The sequence below is a fragment of the Micromonospora globosa genome (genome assembly GCF_000717585.1).
Taxonomy (GTDB): Bacteria; Actinomycetota; Actinomycetes; order Mycobacteriales; family Micromonosporaceae; genus Micromonospora; species Micromonospora aurantiaca.
The window spans coordinates 16,693-34,934 of sequence record NZ_JNZR01000027.1 but is presented as its reverse complement, the minus strand read 5'-3'; the positions used below and the strand labels follow the sequence as shown (position 1 = coordinate 34,934).

17 protein-coding genes are annotated in these 18,242 nt (G+C 72.5%); 5 read left to right on the top strand and 12 right to left on the bottom strand.

What is annotated here, in order from left to right:
• Positions 1-84: 84 nt before the first annotated feature.
• Both IF06_RS0122640 and IF06_RS0122635 read left to right on the top strand, forming a co-directional pair.
• Complete coding sequence (locus IF06_RS0122640) at positions 85-1,167, top strand: Glu/Leu/Phe/Val family dehydrogenase (protein ID WP_030273411.1); 1,083 nt, start codon at positions 85-87, stop codon at positions 1,165-1,167.
• A gap of 291 nt (positions 1,168-1,458) precedes the next feature.
• Positions 1,459-1,674 (top strand): DUF3073 domain-containing protein, encoded by a 216-nt coding sequence (locus IF06_RS0122635; RefSeq protein ID WP_013283429.1) that lies wholly within the window; start codon positions 1,459-1,461, stop codon positions 1,672-1,674.
• A 150-nt stretch (positions 1,675-1,824) separates the two neighbouring features.
• On the opposite strand, the gene amcA is transcribed toward IF06_RS0122635, so the two are convergent.
• From amcA to IF06_RS33190, 5 genes are all read right to left on the bottom strand, one after another.
• A complete protein-coding gene (gene amcA, locus IF06_RS0122630) occupies positions 1,825-2,037 on the bottom strand; it encodes a multiple cyclophane-containing RiPP AmcA (RefSeq protein ID WP_013283428.1) in 213 nt (70 codons plus the stop codon).
• Positions 2,018-3,109 (bottom strand): cyclophane-forming radical SAM peptide maturase AmcB, encoded by a 1,092-nt coding sequence (amcB, locus tag IF06_RS0122625; protein ID WP_174361756.1) that lies wholly within the window; start codon positions 3,107-3,109, stop codon positions 2,018-2,020. The genes amcA and amcB overlap by 20 nt, the downstream gene beginning before the upstream one ends.
• Before the next feature lie 127 nt (positions 3,110-3,236).
• Entirely contained in the window at positions 3,237-4,391 is a 1,155-nt protein-coding gene (gene purM / locus IF06_RS0122620) for a phosphoribosylformylglycinamidine cyclo-ligase (protein ID WP_013283426.1), read from the bottom strand.
• Positions 4,392-4,448: 57 nt separating this feature from the next.
• The gene (purF, locus tag IF06_RS0122615) at positions 4,449-5,966 is read right to left on the bottom strand and encodes an amidophosphoribosyltransferase (RefSeq protein WP_013283425.1); all 1,518 of its coding nucleotides are present in this window, start codon (positions 5,964-5,966) and stop codon (positions 4,449-4,451) included.
• Between the two features lie 168 nt (positions 5,967-6,134).
• The gene (locus IF06_RS33190) at positions 6,135-6,488 is read right to left on the bottom strand and encodes a sterol carrier family protein (protein ID WP_041798746.1); all 354 of its coding nucleotides are present in this window, start codon (positions 6,486-6,488) and stop codon (positions 6,135-6,137) included.
• A 160-nt stretch (positions 6,489-6,648) separates the two neighbouring features.
• Here IF06_RS33190 and IF06_RS0122610 point away from each other — a divergent pair, with 160 nt between their 5' ends.
• Complete coding sequence (locus IF06_RS0122610) at positions 6,649-8,973, top strand: carboxypeptidase-like regulatory domain-containing protein (RefSeq protein ID WP_030273409.1); 2,325 nt, start codon at positions 6,649-6,651, stop codon at positions 8,971-8,973.
• A gap of 91 nt (positions 8,974-9,064) precedes the next feature.
• Here the strand turns inward: IF06_RS0122610 and IF06_RS0122605 are convergent, their stop codons facing one another.
• From IF06_RS0122605 to purS, 4 genes are all read right to left on the bottom strand, one after another.
• Positions 9,065-9,814: a 2-phosphosulfolactate phosphatase gene (locus IF06_RS0122605; RefSeq protein WP_030273407.1), complete on the bottom strand. Its 750-nt coding sequence runs from the start codon at positions 9,812-9,814 to the stop codon at positions 9,065-9,067.
• A 10-nt stretch (positions 9,815-9,824) separates the two neighbouring features.
• Entirely contained in the window at positions 9,825-12,536 is a 2,712-nt protein-coding gene (gene purL, locus IF06_RS0122600) for a phosphoribosylformylglycinamidine synthase subunit PurL (RefSeq protein ID WP_030273405.1), read from the bottom strand.
• A gap of 64 nt (positions 12,537-12,600) precedes the next feature.
• Entirely contained in the window at positions 12,601-13,284 is a 684-nt protein-coding gene (gene purQ / locus IF06_RS0122595; RefSeq protein WP_030273403.1) for a phosphoribosylformylglycinamidine synthase subunit PurQ, read from the bottom strand.
• A complete protein-coding gene (gene purS, locus IF06_RS0122590; protein WP_013473439.1) occupies positions 13,281-13,544 on the bottom strand; it encodes a phosphoribosylformylglycinamidine synthase subunit PurS in 264 nt (87 codons plus the stop codon). Before purS ends, purQ begins: the two co-directional genes overlap by 4 nt.
• Before the next feature lie 470 nt (positions 13,545-14,014).
• On the opposite strand from purS, the gene IF06_RS0122585 reads away from it, so the two are divergent.
• Both IF06_RS0122585 and IF06_RS0122580 read left to right on the top strand, forming a co-directional pair.
• Complete coding sequence (locus IF06_RS0122585) at positions 14,015-14,698, top strand: S1 family peptidase (protein ID WP_030273401.1); 684 nt, start codon at positions 14,015-14,017, stop codon at positions 14,696-14,698.
• Between the two features lie 12 nt (positions 14,699-14,710).
• Complete coding sequence (locus IF06_RS0122580) at positions 14,711-15,286, top strand: YbjQ family protein (RefSeq protein ID WP_174361687.1); 576 nt, start codon at positions 14,711-14,713, stop codon at positions 15,284-15,286.
• 94 nt (positions 15,287-15,380) lie between these two features.
• Here IF06_RS0122580 and purB read toward each other — a convergent pair whose 3' ends face one another.
• From purB to IF06_RS0122565, 3 genes are all read right to left on the bottom strand, one after another.
• A complete protein-coding gene (gene purB / locus IF06_RS0122575) occupies positions 15,381-16,805 on the bottom strand; it encodes an adenylosuccinate lyase (RefSeq protein ID WP_030273397.1) in 1,425 nt (474 codons plus the stop codon).
• 88 nt (positions 16,806-16,893) lie between these two features.
• Positions 16,894-17,640, bottom strand: a complete 747-nt coding sequence (locus IF06_RS0122570) for a hypothetical protein (protein WP_013283416.1) — start codon at positions 17,638-17,640, stop codon at positions 16,894-16,896.
• Positions 17,637-18,152, bottom strand: coding sequence for a SigE family RNA polymerase sigma factor (locus tag IF06_RS0122565; protein WP_013283415.1), 516 nt, complete (start codon positions 18,150-18,152; stop codon positions 17,637-17,639). The genes IF06_RS0122570 and IF06_RS0122565 overlap by 4 nt, the downstream gene beginning before the upstream one ends.
• Positions 18,153-18,242: the final 90 nt, after the last annotated feature.

The window sequence follows — 18,242 nt, the reverse complement described above, 5'->3', positions numbered from 1 at the left end:
GCTCAACGACACCGGCAGCATCCCGCCGGCGTGCCACCCGGGTTCCGCGCCCCACAAGGGCGCACACCGACACAGGAGTCAGCCATGGGCGTATTCGCCAGTACCGACGACCCCGTCTCCACGGGGCATGAGCAGGTCGTGTTCTGCCAGGACAAGCAGTCCGGCCTGAAGGCGATCATCGGGATCTACTCGACCGCGCTGGGCCCCGCGCTCGGCGGCACCCGGTTCTACCCGTACGCCAGCGAGGCCGAGGCCCTCGCCGACGTGCTCGACCTCTCCCGCGGCATGGCCTACAAGAACGCCCTGGCGAACCTCGACCTCGGTGGCGGCAAGGCGGTCATCTGGGGTGACCCCGAGCAGATCAAGAGCGAGGCGCTGCTGCGCGCGTACGGCCGCTTCGTCGAGGCGCTGAACGGCCGCTACTACACCGCCTGCGACGTGGGCACCTACGTGGCGGACATGGACGTGATCGCCCGGGAGACCCGCTACGTGACCGGCCGCAGCGTGGAGCACGGCGGCGCGGGCGACTCCTCGATCCTCACCGCCTGGGGCGTGTTCCAGGGCATGCGGGCCGCCGCCGAGCACGTCTGGGGCAGCCCGACGCTGGCCGGCCGCCGGGTCGGCGTGGCCGGGCTGGGCAAGGTCGGCAAGTACCTGACCGCCCACCTGCTCGACGACGGCGCCGAGGTCGTGGCGACCGACGTCAGCCCGCGCGCCCTGGAGTGGGCGCGCACCACCCACCCGCAGGTCACCCTGGTCGACGACACCGAGGCGCTGGTCACCTCCGACATCGACGTGTACGCCCCGTGCGCGCTCGGCGGCGCGCTGAACGACGACACCGTGCCGGTGCTGCGGGCGAAGGTGGTCACCGGGGCGGCGAACAACCAGCTCGCCCACCCGGGCATCGAGAAGGTGCTCGCGGACCGGGGCATCCTCTACGCGCCGGACTACGTGGTGAACGCCGGTGGCGTGATCCAGGTGGCCGACGAGATCGAGGGCTTCAACTTCGACCGGGCCAAGCTGCGCGCGACCCGGATCTTCGACACCACCCGGCAGATCCTCCAGCTCGCCGACGACGAGGGCGTGCCGCCGGCGGTCGCCGCGGACCGGCTCGCCGAGCGGCGGATGGCCGAGGTCGGCCGGCTGCGCACGATCCATCTGCGGTGAAGCTCACCTCCGGGGGCGGGGCGGCGCTCCACCCCCGGAGGCGGCGCGCGTTAAGCTGATTCTCGGGCTCGTTAGTACCGGTATGTCCGGTGTCATGGCCAGCCCCGGGGCTTACCCCTTACCCGGTACACTTTGTGACGGCTGGACCACTGCGACGCGCAGGTCCGGTCGACGGTGACCCGAGGTGCCGAACGATGGCATCCCCATGTACCGTAAGAGCCACGAGAGATGCCTGACGTCATCGGGGCCCGCCTTCGGGCTGCCCCGCATTCTGTGCGAGGGGGTCGAGCCATGGGGCGCGGCCGTGCTAAGGCCAAGCAGACGAAGGTGGCCCGGGAGTTGAAGTACCACTCCCCGAACACCGACCTAACCGCCTTGCAGCGCGAACTGGCGGGTAGTGGAAAGTCTGAGCACAACTTCGACGACGACTACAAAGAGTATGTCGACGACGATGACGAGGACCACGCGGACGACGACCCGGACACCTGGGCTCGTCCGACCCGCTGACCTCCGGTCACATCTGAGCACGCGGTAACCCCCGCGTGCTCACGCATGTGCTCTGCTGAGCCGGCGTACGACCGACGATCAGGGACCTGCCGGCGCTCCGGGGCGCCCGCTCCGACGCGCCGGCAGGTCCTTGATCGCGGAACCGTTCCCTCAGCGTGGCCGGTTGTTCCAGTTGTAGAACGTCGGGATGTTCTCGAAGTGGTTCCACGCGCACACCGCGTCGGCGCCGTCGCCGCCCGACACCTCCGCCCGCAGCAGCCGCGCCGCCTCCGCCTCCCGAAGCAGAGCGGTAAGCCCCGCAGCGGCGTCCCGCACCCGGTCGGCGACCGCCTCCCGGTCGGTGTCACTGATGGTCTCGGGCATGCTCCAACACTCCCTCCAGTAGGCGGATCTTGCTGTTACGGCAGTGCTCGGTCTCCGTACCGTCGAAACGCCCCAGCTCGAAGTAGCGGTTGGCGGCGTGCCCGCCGCCACAGAACCCGAAGTACGCGCAGGACGCCCGGCACGCCTCCACGCCGGTGAGGAACTCGCCCACCCACGGCGTACCGGCCGCGCCCGCGAGGATGTCGCCCAGCGGCGTGGTCAGCACGTTCCCGCTGGCGAAGTCGCCGTACCGGGGGTCGGTGAAGCCGGCCAGCTCCGGCGAGAGCACCACCACCGAGCCGTCGTGCCCGACCGTCGGGATCGGGTCGAGGCTCCGGGGCAGCAGGTCGTCGGCGGTGCCGGCCAGGACCGCGCCCGCGTACCGCAGCGACCACTCCACCTCACGCAGGTGGATCCGGGGATCCCGGCGCCAGGCCGCCACCAGCTCCGCCCAGAACCCGGTGACCGCACCCTCGTCGCGCGCGTTCGTCCGGGTGTTGACGCCCTCGGTCTCCTCGATGTTGACGCCGAGCACGTCGCAGCCCAGGTCGAGGAAGTAGTCGTACAGCTCGGTCGCCAGGCCCGGTTCCGGCCGCGAGACCACCGCGAGCGCCGAGAACGGCAGGCCGTGGCGGCGCAGCGCCGCCACACCCGCCACGATCCGGTCGTACGCGGGCCGCCCGCCCCGGGTGACCCGCTCGCCGTTGCGCGCCCGCGGCCCGTCCACGCTGATGCTGACCCGCACCCGGTGCTCGGCGAAGAACGCGCACCAGGCGTCGTCGATCAGGGTGGCGTTCGTCTGCACGTGGTGCTCGACGTCGGGCCCGAACGGCGCCAGCAGCGCGGCCAGGTGCTCCCGGCCCGCAGCGAGCGGCTCCCCTCCGTGCCAGACCACGGAGAATCGACCGCCCGCCGCCCACGGGTTCACCGACGCCGCCACCGCCTCGGCGACGGCCACCGGCATCCGCCTGTCGACCGCCCGGAAGGGGAGGTAGCAGTAGGCGCAGTCGAGGTTGCACAGCGTCGTCGGCTGCATCACCACGTACGACGGGACGGCAGAGATGCCCCGCATCCCTCCGGGCGTGCGCGCAGCCATCAGCACCTCCCCCGCCTGCCTGAAAACCGAACCTCCAGGCTAGGCCGCGGCGACCGCTCGGGTGAACCCCCGATAAAGTGCCCGGCCGATCGGCGCAGGGTGATCAGCCTCGGGTGTGCTGTCCGACCATCTGCACGTTGCCGGACCCCTCGATGATCTCGCCGGCCTGCCAGGCGTCCACGCCCCGGCCGGTCAGGGTGGCCAGCGCGCGGTCGGCGTCCTCGGCGGAGACGATCGCGAACATGCCGACGCCCATGTTGAAGGTCGCCTCCATCTCCGGGTCCTCGATCCGGCCCTTGGACTGGATCAGGTCGAAGATCGGCTGCGGCTTCCAGGTGGAGCGGTTCACCACGGCGTCGACGTGCTCGGGCAGCACCCGGACCAGATTGCCGGGGATGCCGCCGCCGGTGACGTGGGCCAGCGCCCGCACCTCGGCCTCGGCGATCAGCTTGAGGCAGTCCTGTGCGTAGATCTTGGTCGGGGTGAGCAGCTCCTCGCCGAGCGTCCGCTGGCGGCCGAAGTCGTCGATCACCACGTCCAGCCGCATCCGGCCGGCGCCGAGCAGCACGTGCCGGACCAGGGAGTAGCCGTTCGAGTGCAGGCCGGACGAGCGCATGGCGATCACCACGTCGCCCACCTCGACGCGCTCCGGGCTGAGGATCTCGCTCTCCTCCACCACGCCGACGCCCGTGGCCGAGATGTCGTACTCGTCGGGGCGCAGCACGCCCGGGTGCTCGGCGGTCTCGCCACCCAGCAGCGCGCAGCCGGCGTACCGGCAGCCGTCCGCGATGCCCGCGCCGATCTCGGCGACCTTGTCCGGCACGACCTCGCCGGTGGCGATGTAGTCGAGCAGGAACAGCGGCTCGGCGCCGCAGGCCACCAGGTCGTCGACGACCATGGCGACCAGGTCGATGCCGACCGTGTCGTGGATGTCGAGCTGCTGGGCGATCACCAGCTTGGTGCCCACGCCGTCGGTCGAGGAGGCCAGGATCGGGTTCTTGTACTTCTTCGTGTCCAGCCGGAACAGGCCGGCGAAGCCGCCCAGGTCACCCATGACCTCGGGGCGCCGGGTCTCCTTGACCTTCGACTTGAGCAGCTCGACCGCGCGGTCGCCCGCCTCGATCGACACCCCGGCGTCGGCGTACGAGACCGAGCGTTTGCGCTGCGTCCGGCCGGAACCCGCCGACCAGGGCTGGCGGTCGCCGCCGGCGCCCGTCGGGCTGGATCCTGCGCCGCTGCGCTCGGACACGTGCGTCACGGTTCTCCCCTTTGTGGTTCCCGCGGGCCCGGAGCGGCCGGACCCGCGTCGGTGGTGCTACGGGTGGTGGGTCGGTGTGGCGACGAGCGGACCGGTCGGCCCGGCCGCCTCGGCGGCGACCCGGCGTCCCACTCCTTCGAGCACGTGCTTGCCGATCAGGTTCCCGGCCGGCAGTTCGATGGGGTACTCCCCATCGAAGCACGCCCGGCAGAGCCGGCTCTTCGGCTGCTCGGTCGCGGCGATGAGACCGGGCAGCGATACGTAACCGAGCGAGTCGGCACCGATGGACCGCCGGATGCCGTCGTTGTCGAGCCCGTTGGCGAGCAGCTCGGCGCGGGTGGCGAAGTCGATGCCGTAGAAACAGGGCCAGCTCACCGGCGGCGAGGAGATCCGGACGTGGACCTCCAGCGCGCCCGCCTCGCGCAGCAGCCGGACGATCGCCCGCTGGGTGGTGCCCCGAACGATCGAGTCGTCCACCACCACCAGGCGCTTGCCGCGTACGTTCTGCCGCAGCGGGTTCAGCTTCAGCCGGACGCCGAGCGCGCGCAGCGTCTGCGAGGGCTGGATGAACGTGCGCCCGACGTACGGGTTCTTCATCAGGCCCTGGCCGTAGGTGATGCCTGATTCCTCGGCGTAGCCGATCGCGGCCGGCGTGCCGGACTCCGGCACCGGGATCACCAGGTCGGCCTCGACCGGATGCTCCTTGGCGAGCTGGCGGCCGATCTGCACCCGCGCGGCGTGCACGTTGCGGCCGGCGATGGTGGCGTCCGGCCGGGCGATGTACACGTACTCGAAGAGGCAGCCCTTGGGCTCGGGCGAGGCGAACCGGCTGGAACGCAGCCCGTTCTCGTCGATGGCGATCAGCTCGCCCGGCTCGACCTCGCGCACCACGCTCGCGCCGACGATGTCCAGCGCGGCGGTCTCGCTCGCCACCACCCAGCCGCGTTCGAGCCGGCCGAGCACCAGCGGGCGTACGCCGTGCGCGTCCCGCGCCGCGTAGAGCGTCGACTCGTCCATGAAGACGAAGCTGAACGCGCCGCGCAGCTGCGGCAGCACCTCCAGCGCGGCCGCCTCGACCGACAGGTCGGGCCGACTCGCCAGCAGCATGGTGACCAGCGAGGTGTCGTTCGTCGAGCCGTCCGAGTCGAGCCCCCGCACGGCCGCCTCGCGCTGCAACTCGGCGGTGTTGACCAGGTTGCCGTTGTGCGCCAGCGCGATCGTGGTGCCGGCGGTCGTGGCACGGATGGTCGGCTGGGCGTTCTCCCAGGTCGAGCCGCCGGTGGTGGAGTAGCGTGCGTGCCCGATCGCGACGTGGCCGCGCAGGCTCGCCAGCGTCGGCTCGTCGAACACCTGGGCGACCAGGCCGAGGTCCTTGTAGACCACGACACCGGAGCCGTCACTCACCGCGATGCCCGCGGCCTCCTGACCGCGGTGCTGGAGGGCGTAGAGCCCGAAGTAGGTGAGGTTGGCGACCTCTTCACCCGGCGCCCAGACGCCGAAGACGCCGCACGCGTCCTGTGGGCCGGGTCGCTGGGGGTCAAGGTCGTGGCTCAGCCGGCCATCGCCTCGGGGCACCTGCCGCTCCCTCGCAGTGGGGTCTGGACTGGCCTGGCGGAGTCAGGGGGGCAGCTCCGCACGCATGGGCCGGGACCGTCGTCGGCTCTCAGTGTACGCGACCAGCAGTCGACACCGACAGTCACGAAGCGTCCGCTCAGCGTGAGCAGGGTTTGCCCTGCTCGACGCCTAAATCGGGAGGTACGGGGAGAGGTCAGCCCGGTTCCCGGAAACCCGGATGCGACCCTCAGTGACCGTTTCCGCCCATCCCTGGCGTCCGGTGGCGACCGCCAGCCAGGTCGGCGGGTCCATCTCCACCACGTTCGGCGGCGTACCACGGGTGTGTCGTGGACCACTCACGCACTGGACCGCACCGTAGGGTGGGACGCGCACCTCCACCGATCGGCCGGGGGCGCGATCCGCGAGGGCAGCCAAGAGCGTCCGGACCGCCTCCCGGAGCACCGGCCGTTCGGGCGTACGCCCCTCGTCCAGCGCCACCAGTGCGGCGCGTACCGCTTCGGAATAAGCGTGCGGAGAGGACACGACGGGACGATACGACCCGGCAGAAGGCCGCCCGACGGCGGCCCTGGGTAGAGATGATCCGGTCAGACAAGGCATAGTTGCCGACGGCGTTATTCGTACCGTGAGTGATCAACCTCGGCCGAGCGGCCGACGGGGGGATCAGACCCGGAAGGCGGTGGACGTGTCAACACACCGACGTGCCTGGAAGCAGCGGGCCGGTGTGGTCGTAGCGCTGGTCTTCGGCGCCCTGCTCACCGTCCCCGCAGCTCCCGCCCTCGCGGCGAACCCAGACGTGCAGATCACCAGCCTGTCGACAGACTCCCTGTCAAGCGGTCAGCAGACCGCCATGAGCTTCACCGTCAAGAACAACAACGACTCGACGAGCATCTTCAGCATCAATGTCGAAACGTTCGACGGACTGAAGTGTCAGGGCGAGTGCCGGATCCCCGCCCGATCCATCGGGAACGGTGAGTCAGCGACCTTCAACGTGACGCTCGTCGCCGACAACCTCGCGCCCGGTGCCAACAAGGCAGGACAGGTCCGGGTCTCCGCTCGGGCCGGCGGCGACCAGGCTGGCGACTCGCGGAACATGACGGTGCGTGGTCCGGAGGCGCCGCAGCAGCCGCAGACCGTCAAGACGGTCTCGGGCAAGGTGGTAAACGCCGACGGCGATCCGATCGAGGGCGCCCTCGTCATGCTCCGCGACAGCGCGGGCAAGGAACGCCGCACCAACACCAGTGGTAACGGCAACTTCAGCTTCAGCGGCTCCGAGTCCAACCCGATCGCGCCCGGCCGGATCGACCTCGGCGCCTCCACCGACGGCGCATCGCCGGTCGCCCGGTCGATCAACGCGAACGCCGGCCAGTCGGTGACCGGTGTCCGGCTCAGCATCCAGGTGAAGGCGTCGGCGAGCCCGAGCGCCACCCCGTCGGCGAGTGAGTCCGCCCCGCCGTCCGAGGAGCCGCTCGACGAGGAGGCGACCGACACCCCGTCGGCCGAGGCGCCCGCCGCGCAGCAGCCGGCCGCGAACGAGGACTCCGGCGGCTTCGGCTCCTGGCTGCTCATCCTGCTCGGCGGCCTGTTCGTCGCCGTCGGCGTGGGCACCATCGTGCTGCTCTACATGCGCCGCAAGAACGAGGGCGACGACGGCGATGGCGACGGTCCGGGTGGACCGGCCGGTCCGGGTGGTCCCGGCGCGGCCGGTGCGATCCCGGCGGCCCGGGGCGCGTACCACGGCACCGACGACCAGACCCGCGTGGTGAACGGCATGGGCGCCCCGGCCGCGACGATGGTCGGCGGCCCCTCGATCAGCGACGCCCCCACCATGCTCCAGCGGCCGGTCGTGGACGACGTCCCGCCGGACCCGTACGGCGCGCCGCCCGGCCCGGCGTACGGCGCGGGCGGCGGCCAGGGCGGCTACGGCTACGGCGACGACGCAGCGGGCCAGGGCGGTTACGGCGGCGCGGGCGGCTACGGCAACGCGCCCTCCTCGGGCGGCGGCTACGGCAACGGACCCTCCTCCGGTGCCGGCTACGGCAACCCGGACTATGCCGCAGGTGCCGCTGCTGGGGCAGCCGGCTACGCGGCCCAGGGCGGTGGCTACGGCAACGAGCGCTTCGACGAGCCCACCGGCCGCTACACCGGTGACAGCACGCAGTACGCACCGGCGGCCGACCCGTACCCCACCAGCACCTACCAGCCGGAGCAGGACCGCGGCGGCTACGACCAGGCCGGCTCGGCCCCGTACGGCCGTGGCCCGGAGCAGGGCGACGCTTACGGCGCGGCCGGTGGCTACGGCGCCGCGTCGGGCGGCTACGACAACGGCGCGACCGGCGGCTACGACAGCACCCGCCAGCAGGGCGGATACGGCGAGCCCACCGGCGCCTACGGCAACGCCGCGGGCGGTGGCTACGGCGACAACCCGACCGGCGGGTACGGCGACGCCCCGGCCTACGGCGGCGGTCGCGCGGCGGGCGGCGGCTACGGCGACGCACCGACCGGCGGGTACGACAATGCCCCTGCCGGTGGCTACGGCGACGCCCCGGCCGGCGGCTACGACAGCACCCGGCAGCAGGGCGGATACGGCGATGCGCCCGCGGGCGGCTACGACAACCCCGCCGGCGGCTACGACAGCCGGTCCCAGGGTGGCTACGACAAGGGCGCCGGGGGTTACGACAGCGGCGCGACAGGTGGCTACGACAGCGCTCGTCAGCAGGGCGGATACGGCGACGCGCCGGCCGGCGGCTACGGCAACGCCGGTGGCGGTTACGACGGCGGTCACCAGTCCGGCGGCTACGGCCAGCAGGGCGGCGGATACGGCGAGGGCTACGGTCAGAACCCGCAGGGCGGTTACGGCCAGCAGGGCGGTTACGGCCAGGAGCCGCCGCAGCAGCGCGGGGGCGGCTACGACAACGGCTACTCCAACGACCCGGCGCAGGCGGGTCGCGCCCGCCCGGACGGGCAGGCGGACCGGAGCGGACGACGCCTCGACTGGCTGGACGACTGACAGACACCAGACGTGAGAACTGTGGCCGCCCGCGAACAGCGGGCGGCCACAGTCGTCAGCGGGCCCCGCAGGACGGGAGCAGAAGCGGTGCTCAGGCGGGGGCGAAGTAGCCCTGGCGGAGCACCGGCACCACGTCGGAGACGCCCACCTCGGTCGCGACCGTGACGTCCTCGGCGAAGCCGCCCTCGGCGAGTTCCCGCCCGGAGACGCATCCCCGGACCGCTGCCGGCACGTCCGGCGTGCTCGCCAGCGCGGCGAGCGCCATCGCGGCCTCCACCGAGAGCCCGCCTGGCACATCGGCGAGCGCGTCGAGCACGCAGGCCGCACCGAGCTGGTCCTCCACGCACGGCCGGAGCGACCCGTCGGGCCAGCGCTCCCCGGCCGCCACCACGCCCACGGGTGCGTCCTTCGAGCCGTACCCCTCGGCGCGCAGCCAGCGCCCGACGGCGGGTGCGTTACGCAGGCACGCCGCGACCACCGGCACTCCGGTGGCGCTCGCAGCGGCGCTGATCGCCGAACCGTTGGGTGACGGCAGCACCAGGTCGGCGACGACCGGCGCGGCCCGCAGCGCCGCCGGGGACAGCGACCACGGGTGTTCGGTCGTCGTCTTCCGGCGGCCCACAGCGGCCACGGCCCCCACCCGGCGGGCGTAGTCGGCAGCCTGCTCGCCCCACGGGAACGGGTGCACCCGCATGCCGCGGCTCACCGCAACCTCCACGGCGGTGGTGAACGACAGCACGTCCACCACCACCAGGGCGGCACAGACCCGGCCGAGTTCCGCCGCCCCGGTCAGTCCCCAGTCGAACCGGGCACCGGCGCCGGGTTGGGCGAAGACGGCCAAGGCCAGCGCCTCAGCGCTGACCCGGCGCCGGCTCACCGGGAGCCGGACCGTCGGACCCGTCGGCGGGCGCCGACTCGTCCTGGGCCGGGGTTCCGTCGACTGCCGGCGTCGCCGTACCCTCTGCCGGCTCGGCCTCGTCGGACGCCGCAGCCGACGCCTCGGGCTCCGCCGCGGCGGCGGGTGCGGACGCCTCGGCGTCGGCCGCCGGAGTGTCCCGGCCGGCCTTGGCGATCGGCTCGGCGTCGACAGCGGCCGGGTCCACGCCGACCGGCTGCTCGGCGGTGGCCGGAAGCACAGTGGTGGTCCCGGTACGGGTCGCCTCCACCTCCACGCGGGCCGCCTCGGCGGCACCGAACAGCCGCGGGAGCGTACCGGTGTGCGCCTCGCGCAGCTCGTCCAGGCCGATCCGGAACTGGCCGTGCACCTCCAGCCCACCGGAGGCCGGGTCGGTGACGCCGATGAACTCCCACGGCACTCCGCGCTCGGCGCAGAGGGCGGTGAACGCCTTCTCGTGGCCGCGCGGCACCGACACCAGCACGCGGCCGGCGGACTCGCTGAACAGGAACACGAACGGCATCGAGCCACCGGCGAAGTGCTCCGGCACCACGACCCGGGCGCCCACGCCGCGGCGCAGAGCCGACTCGACCAGGCTCTGCGCCAGGCCGCCGTCGGACAGGTCGTGCGCGGAGCTGAGGTGCCCGACCCGGGCCGCCTCGGCCAGCAGTTCGGCGAGCTGCCGCTCACGGGCCAGGTCGACCTGCGGCGGGATGCCGCCCAGGTGCTCGTGCGTCACCCAGGCCCACTCCGAGCCGGACAGCTCGACGTGCGTCTCGCCCAGCAGGAAGAGCTGGTCGTGGTCGCCGGCCGGACGCGGCACGAAGCCCATCGGCACCCGGTCGGCGACGTCGTCGAGCACGCCGAGCACGCCGACCACCGGGGTCGGGTGGATGGCGGCGGCGCCGGTCTGGTTGTAGAAGCTGACGTTGCCGCCGGTCACCGGGATGCCCAGCTCCAGGCAGCCGTCCGCCAGGCCGCGCACGGCCTCGGCGAACTGCCACATCACGCCCGGGTCCTCCGGCGAGCCGAAGTTCAGGCAGTTGGTCACCGCGATCGGCTTCGCGCCGGTCACCGCCACGTTCCGGTACGCCTCGGCCAGCGCCAGCTTCGTCCCGTGGTACGGGTCGAGGCGGGCGTACCGGCCGTTGCCGTCGACGGAGAGCGCGACACCGAGGCCGCTGCGCTCGTCGATCCGGATCACGCCGGAGTCCTCCGGCTGGGCGAGCACGGTGTTGCCGAGCACGTACCTGTCGTACTGCTCGGTCACCCAGGTCTTGTCGGCCAGGTTCGGCGACGCGATCATGCGCAGCACGGTCTCCCGGAGCGCCTCCGGGGTACTCGGCCGGGGCAGCGTCTCGGCACGGTCGGCCTGGAGCAGGATCAGGTCGGCCGGCTCGCGCATCGGCCGGGCGTACACCGGGCCGTCGTCGACGAGCGAGCCCGGCGGCACGTCCACCACGAGCTGGTCGCGCCAGGTGACGACCAGGCGGCCCGGCTGACCGTCCGCCGACGGCGCGGTGACCTCGCCGATGGCGGTGGCCCAGACGCCCCACTTCTCGGCGGTCTTCAGCACGGCGTCGAGCTTGTCCGGCGAGACGACGAGCAGCATCCGCTCCTGGGACTCGCTGGCCAGGATCTCGTGCGGCTCCATCGACGGCTCGCGCAGCGGCACGCGCTCCAGCCAGACCCGCATGCCGGTGCCGGCGGAGGCGGCGGTCTCGGTGAGGGCGCAGGTCAGGCCGGCGCCGCCGAGGTCCTGGATGCCGACGACCAGTTCGGCGTCGTACAGCTCCAGGCAGGCCTCGATGAGCAGCTTCTCCATGAAGGGGTCGCCCACCTGCACGGACGGGCGGCGCTGCTCGCTGCCCTCGTCGAAGGTGGCGCTGGCGAGCACGGACACTCCGCCGATGCCGTCGCGGCCGGTCTTGGCGCCCATCAGCACCACGATGTTGCCGGGGCCGGTGGCGTCCTTCTTCTGCAGCCGGTCGACCGGCAGCACGCCCAGGCAGAGCGCGTTGACCAGCGGGTTGCCCTGGTAGCAGGGGTCGAAGACGACCTCGCCGCCGATGTTGGGCAGGCCCAGGCAGTTGCCGTAGCCGCCGACGCCGGCGACCACGCCGGGCAGCACCCGGGCGGTGTCCGGGTGGTCGGCCGCGCCGAAGCGCAGCGGATCCATCACGGCGACCGGGCGGGCGCCCATGGCGAGGATGTCGCGGACGATGCCGCCGACGCCGGTCGCCGCGCCCTGGTACGGCTCGACGAAGCTCGGGTGGTTGTGCGACTCGACCTTGAAGGTCACCGCCAGCTCGTCGGAGACCCGGACCACGCCGGCGTTCTCCCCGATGCCGGCGAGCAGCCGGTCACTCGGCGGCGCCTTCTCGCCGAACTGGCGCAGGTGCACCTTGCTCGACTTGTAGGAGCAGTGCTCACTCCACATGATCGAGTACATGGCCAGCTCGGCCTGGGTGGGCCGGCGGCCGAGGATGTGCCGGATCCGGTCGTACTCGTCGTCGCGGAGGCCCAGCTCGGCGTACGGCTGAAGCTCCTCCGGCGAGTCGGCGGCCCGGGGAACGGTGTCCACGCCCAGCGCCCAGTCGTCGGTCGGGCCGGCCTGCGGCACCACGCCCTGCGGCTCGCGCAGGGCCGGGTCCGGATGGGTGGTCATGACGTCTCCTTGCTGCGCTCGCCGCCGGTGCGGCGGGTGGGCCGACCGATGTTCCCGGCCACCATCACGCCGGCGCTCCCACCAGATGCTTGAGCACCGAGGTGAAGAAGCCGAGGCCGTCCAGGGAGGGGCCGGTGAGCGCCTCCACCGCGTGCTCGGGGTGCGGCATGATGCCGACGACGTTGCCGGCCTCGTTGGTGATCGCGGCGATGTCGCGCTGCGATCCGTTGGGGTTGCCGCCGACGTAGCGGGCGACGACGCGGCCCTCGCCCTCCAGCCGATCGAGCGTCGCGGGGTCGGCGACGTAGCAGCCCTCGCCGTTCTTGACCGGGACGAGCACCTCCTGGCCCGGCTGGAACGTGTTCGTCCAGGCGGTGCCGGTGCTCTCGATCCGCAGGACCTGGTCCCGGTTGCGGAAGTGCAGGTGCTGGTTGCGGGTGAGCGCCCCGGGCAGCAGATGGGCCTCGCAGAGGATCTGGAAGCCGTTGCAGATGCCGAGCACCGGCAGGCCACCGCGCGCGGCCTGGACGATCGTCTCCATCACCGGTGCGAACCGGGCGATGGCGCCGCAGCGCAGGTAGTCGCCGTAGGAGAAGCCGCCGGGCAGGACGACAGCGTCCACCCCGTGCAGGTCCGGGTCGCCGTGCCAGAGCCGGACCGCCTCGGCGCCGGCGATCCGTACGGCCCGGGCCGCGTCCCCGTCGTCGAGCGAGCCGGGGAAGGTGACCACACCGACCCGGGCGGTCACGACTGCGCGCCCGCGGTCTCGTCGGCGGTGACCACGCGGACGGTGAAGTCCTCGATGACCGGGTTGGCCAGCAGCTTGTCGGCGATCTCCCGGGCCCGGTCCAGGTCCGGTTCGCCGGTGAACTCGATCTCGATCCGCCTGCCGATCCGAACCGAGGCGACGTCACTGACGCCGAGGCGGGGCAGCGCGTTTGCGACGGCCTGGCCCTGCGGATCGAGGATCTCGGGCTTGAGCATGACGTCGACTACGACGCGAGGCACTGGGCACTCCTGACTGTGTACGCAGTTGGGTGCCGGCCCAACAATCGGGCGAGCGGAGCCAGCCTACCTGGCAGATACCGCCCGGCCCGCACCGGCCGGGGGCAGTTCCGGCACTGATCGGCCCCACCGGCGGCACCGGACGGGCACCGTTGCCCGTTCGTTGCGGCGCCGATGCGAATTCGTTGCGCTCCGTGCTTGTGGACGCCCCCTGGCACCACCTCCTACCAGGCATTCTGCCGCGAAACACCCCACCTTCGACCGGTATCCGACAGCGCGCCCGCGCGGCACGCGGCGCGCGTCACGCCATCGGCGCGATTCGATCCGCACCTTGTGACAGAGGGTGTCACGGCCGTAGCATGCATCGTCAGACGTCGATGAGTTAGATCGACGTCCCTCGCCGGCCCACCCCATCCGGCGGGTGTCACCCCCTGCCCGGCAACCCCGGGCGTCCGCGCAGAAGGAGCCCCGACATGCGCCTCCGTCCCCTAGTCGCCGTGCTGACCACCGCGCTGGCCGGCGTCCTGGCCACCGCCTCCGGCGCCACCGCCGCGCCGGCCGGCCCCCAGCCGATCATCGGCGGCGGCACCGTCTCGTCGGCGCCGTGGGCCGCCGCCGTCTTCAGCAACGGCTCGTTCACCTGCTCCGGCAGCGTCATCGCGCCCCAGTGGGTGCTCACCGCCCGGCACTGCGTCAGCGGCACCATGTCCGTCCGGGTCGGCAGCGTCTACTACGCCTCGGGCGGCGTGACCCGCACCGTGAGCGCCTCCTACACCCGCTACGACCTGGCCCTGCTGCGCCTGTCCAGCACGGTCAGCACCTCCGCCGTCTCGCTGGCCAGCAGCAACCCGCCGGTCGGCTCGACCAACACCATCTACGGCTGGGGCATGACCTGCTACAGCGGCTGCGGCGCGTCGCCCCAGCTCAAGACCGCCAGCGTCCGGGTGACCAGCACCAGCGTCACCGACGCGTACGGCGGCCAGGCGATCCGGAGCACCCGGGTCAACGGCAACGCGTGGCGGGGCGACTCGGGCGGCCCGCAGTTCTACAACGGCCGGCAGGTCGGCGTCGCCTCCACCGCCGACGGCCAGAGCATCCAGAACTACGGCAGTGTTGCGTACAACCGGGCCTGGATCACCTCGACGGCCGGTGTCTGACGGTTGATGCCGATGCGGCGCGGATCGGTCGGGTGCGGCCCGGCCGTCCGCGCCGCGCCGTTTTTCAGCATCCGATCAGCTGAACACGGCTCGCGAACCACCCGGCCGGGGACTGACAGCATCGGAAGCGTGCTGGTCGTGACGACGGATCAACTGCCCGGCTACGAGATCCGCCAGATCCTCGGCGAAGTGGTCTCCTCGATGGCGAGGACCCGCAACCCGTACCGCGAGGGGGTCAAGAACCTGCGCGGTGGCGCCTACGACCCGATGGCGCCGGACAACCTGACCCGGTGGCGTACCGACTCGGTGGCCCGCCTCGGCGAGGAGGCGCGCCGCCTGGGCGCGAACGCGGTGATCGGCATGCGCTTCGACAGCCGCGACTGCGGCGAGATGTGGATGGAGATCTGCGCGTACGGCACGGCGGTGATCGTCGCGCCGAAGATGCCGGACGTCATGCCGCCGGACCAGCCGGCGATCGCGGCCGAGACCGCTCACGAGCCGGAGATCGCCTCCGCGCCCGGCGGCATCGCCGAGCCCGCGAGCGCCCCCAACCTGAGTTCCGCGGCCGAAACCCCCACCGGCCCCTGACCCCCTTGTCCTGCCGCGTCGATCATGAAGTTGACGGCAGGAATGATCTACCTGAGTGCCGCCAACTTCATGATCGACCAGAAGAACAGGGCGGTCAGAGGATGGGGGGTGGGGAGTAGGCCGCCGCCTCGGGGTGGGACTCCACGACCCTGGTGATTCTTGCGGTCACGCGGGCGACCTGGTCGGTGGCGGCGCCCACGAAGGCGTTGCGGTCGGCCACCAGCGTGTCGATCTCGGCCCGGGTCAGGCCCAGCCGGCCGTCCGCGGCCAGGCGGTCGAACAGGTCGTTCTCGGCCGCGCCCTTCTCCCGCATCGCCAGCGCCACGGCGACCGCGTGCTCCTTGATCACCTCGTGCGCGACCTCCCGGCCCACACCCCGGCGCACGGCCGCCACCAGGATCTTCGTGGTGGCGAGGAACGGCAGGAAGCGCTCCAGCTCCCGGTTGATCACCGCCGGGTACGGGCCGAACTCGTCCAGCACGGTGAGGAACGTCTGGAACAGCCCGTCGGCGGCGAAGAACGCATCGGGCAGCGCTACCCGGCGCACCACCGAGCAGGAGACGTCACCCTCGTTCCACTGGTCACCGGCCAGCTCGCCGACCATCGACAGGTAGCCCCGGATGATCACCGCGAAGCCGTTCACCCGCTCCGACGAGCGCGTGTTCATCTTGTGCGGCATCGCGCTGGAGCCGACCTGGCCCGGCTTGAAGCCCTCGGTGACCAGCTCCTGGCCCACCATGAGCCGGATCGTGGTGGCGAGGGACGACGGCGCGGCGGCCACCTGGGCCAGCGCGGAGAGCACGTCGAAGTCCAGCGAGCGCGGGTAGACCTGGCCCACGCTGTCCAGCACCCGGCTGAAACCCAGGTGCCCGGCCACCCGCTGCTCCAGCTCGGCCACCTTGGCGGCGTCGCCGTCGAACAGGTCGAGCTGGTCGGCGGCGGTGCCCACCGGCCCCTTGATCCCGCGCAGCGGGTAGCGGCCGATCAGGTCCTCCAGCCGCTCGTACGCGATGAGCAGCTCCTCAGCCGCCGACGCGAAGCGCTTGCCGAGCGTGGTGGCCTGCGCGGCGACGTTGTGCGACCGGCCGGTCATCACCAGGGCCGAGTACTCCCCCGCGTGCCAGCCCAGCCGGGCCAGCGTGGCGACCACCCGGTCCCGGATCAGCTCCAGCGAGGCACGGATCTGGAGCTGCTCGACGTTCTCGGTGAGGTCGCGGGAGGTCATCCCCTTGTGCACGTGCTCGTGCCCGGCGAGCGCGCTGAACTCCTCGATCCGGGCCTTCACGTCGTGCCGGGTGACCCGCTCCCGCGCCGCGATCGAGGCCAGGTCGACCTGGTCGACCACGCGCTCGTACGCCTCGACCACCCCGTCCGGCACCGGCACGCCGAGATCACGCTGGGCCTTGAGCACCGCCAGCCAGAGCCGGCGCTCCATCCGGACCTTCTCCTCCGGTGACCAGAGGGCGACCAGTTCGGGCGAGGCGTACCGGTTGGCGAGCACGTTCGGGATCGTCGTCACGTACCTCAGTCTTTCATGAGGCCCGGGCCGGTCCCGGCGACGCCGGTACCCGGTCCGGCCTGTGGGCGGGCCGGACCGGGACACACCGTCAGCCCAGCCGGATCTCCGGGTCCAGCGCGACCGCTGCCATCTCCTCGACTGTCATCAGGTGTCGGTCGGTGGACGAGACCGTCTGCACCGACACGAACGCGCCGTCGGCCCGCTTGACGGTCACGGTACGCAGGACCGTGCGCTTGGTCACCGGCTTCGCCAGGTTCCTGCCCTCCGCGTCGTGCGCCACCACCAGCTCGCCCCCGGGGCCGGTGAAGGACCGGCACGTGACCTCGCCGGGGCGGCACCGGTCCGGGCCCGACGTGTGGCCGGGGCGTACCCGGCCCACGTTGATGTTCAGGTACGACCGGACCTCGCCCCGAGCGGCGACACCCACAGCCAACCAGCCGGTCGCGGACTCCCACTGCAACCGCTGCACCCACCACGGCGGCTCGTCGGTGACCGGGCCGTCCCAGGTCTCGCGGTCCCCGGTCGACGCGCCCTGCACCCACCGCAGGTCCGGCGCCTCCCGGTGGAACGCGGCGAGCATCGCCGCGCGCAGGCGCTCCGGCTCGGTCCGTGCGGCGGCGGACGCGGCCGAGTGGGCGGGCGCCGGACCACCGGACGCCCCCGGCTGCACGACCACGCCGACGCCGAGCGCCAGTGCCAGCACCGCGGTCGCCGAGGCGTACGCCCCCACCGTTCGCCGCCGACGCCGGCCCTCCCGCGCCACCAGGGCGTCCACGTCCACCGTCGTCGGCGGCGCATCGCCGATCGCCTCGTCGAAGATCTGCCGGTACGTCATCTCTGCCTCCCGCTCTCCGCTGCCGAATGGTGCGAGGCGAGCAGCCGCAGCGTCTCCAGCGCACGGGCGGCCTGACTCTTCACGGTTCCGGTGCTGACGCCCAGGATCTGCGCGGTCTCCTCGACCGACAGGTCGCAGTAGAAGCGGAGCACCACCACCGCCCGTCGGCGCGGCGCGAGCCGGCCCAGCAGCTCCAGCAGCATCTCCCGCTCACCGACCGACGGCTCCCCGGCTGCCAGGTCGGCCCGGTCCGGCACCTCGTCGGTGCTGCGCTCCCGCCGCCACGGCCGGCGCCGCTCGTCCAGCCACGCGTTGGTGAGCATCCCCCGGACGTACGCGTCGAGGTTGTCCGCGCCGAGCGCCCGCCGCCAGTTGCGGTAGAGCTTGCTCAACGTGATCGACACCAGGTCGTCCGCCGTATGCCAGTCCCGGCAGAGCAGGTACGCCGTCCGGCGCAGCGGCTCCAGCCGGGCGGTCACGTAGTCGCGGAACTCCTCGTCGCGCCCGGTCACGAAGTGCCACCCCTCGCTCGCCTCATGCCCAGGGGACGGAACGAGCCGGCACGCGGGTTGCCCGCCCGGCGCAGAACCGGGCGGGCGTCC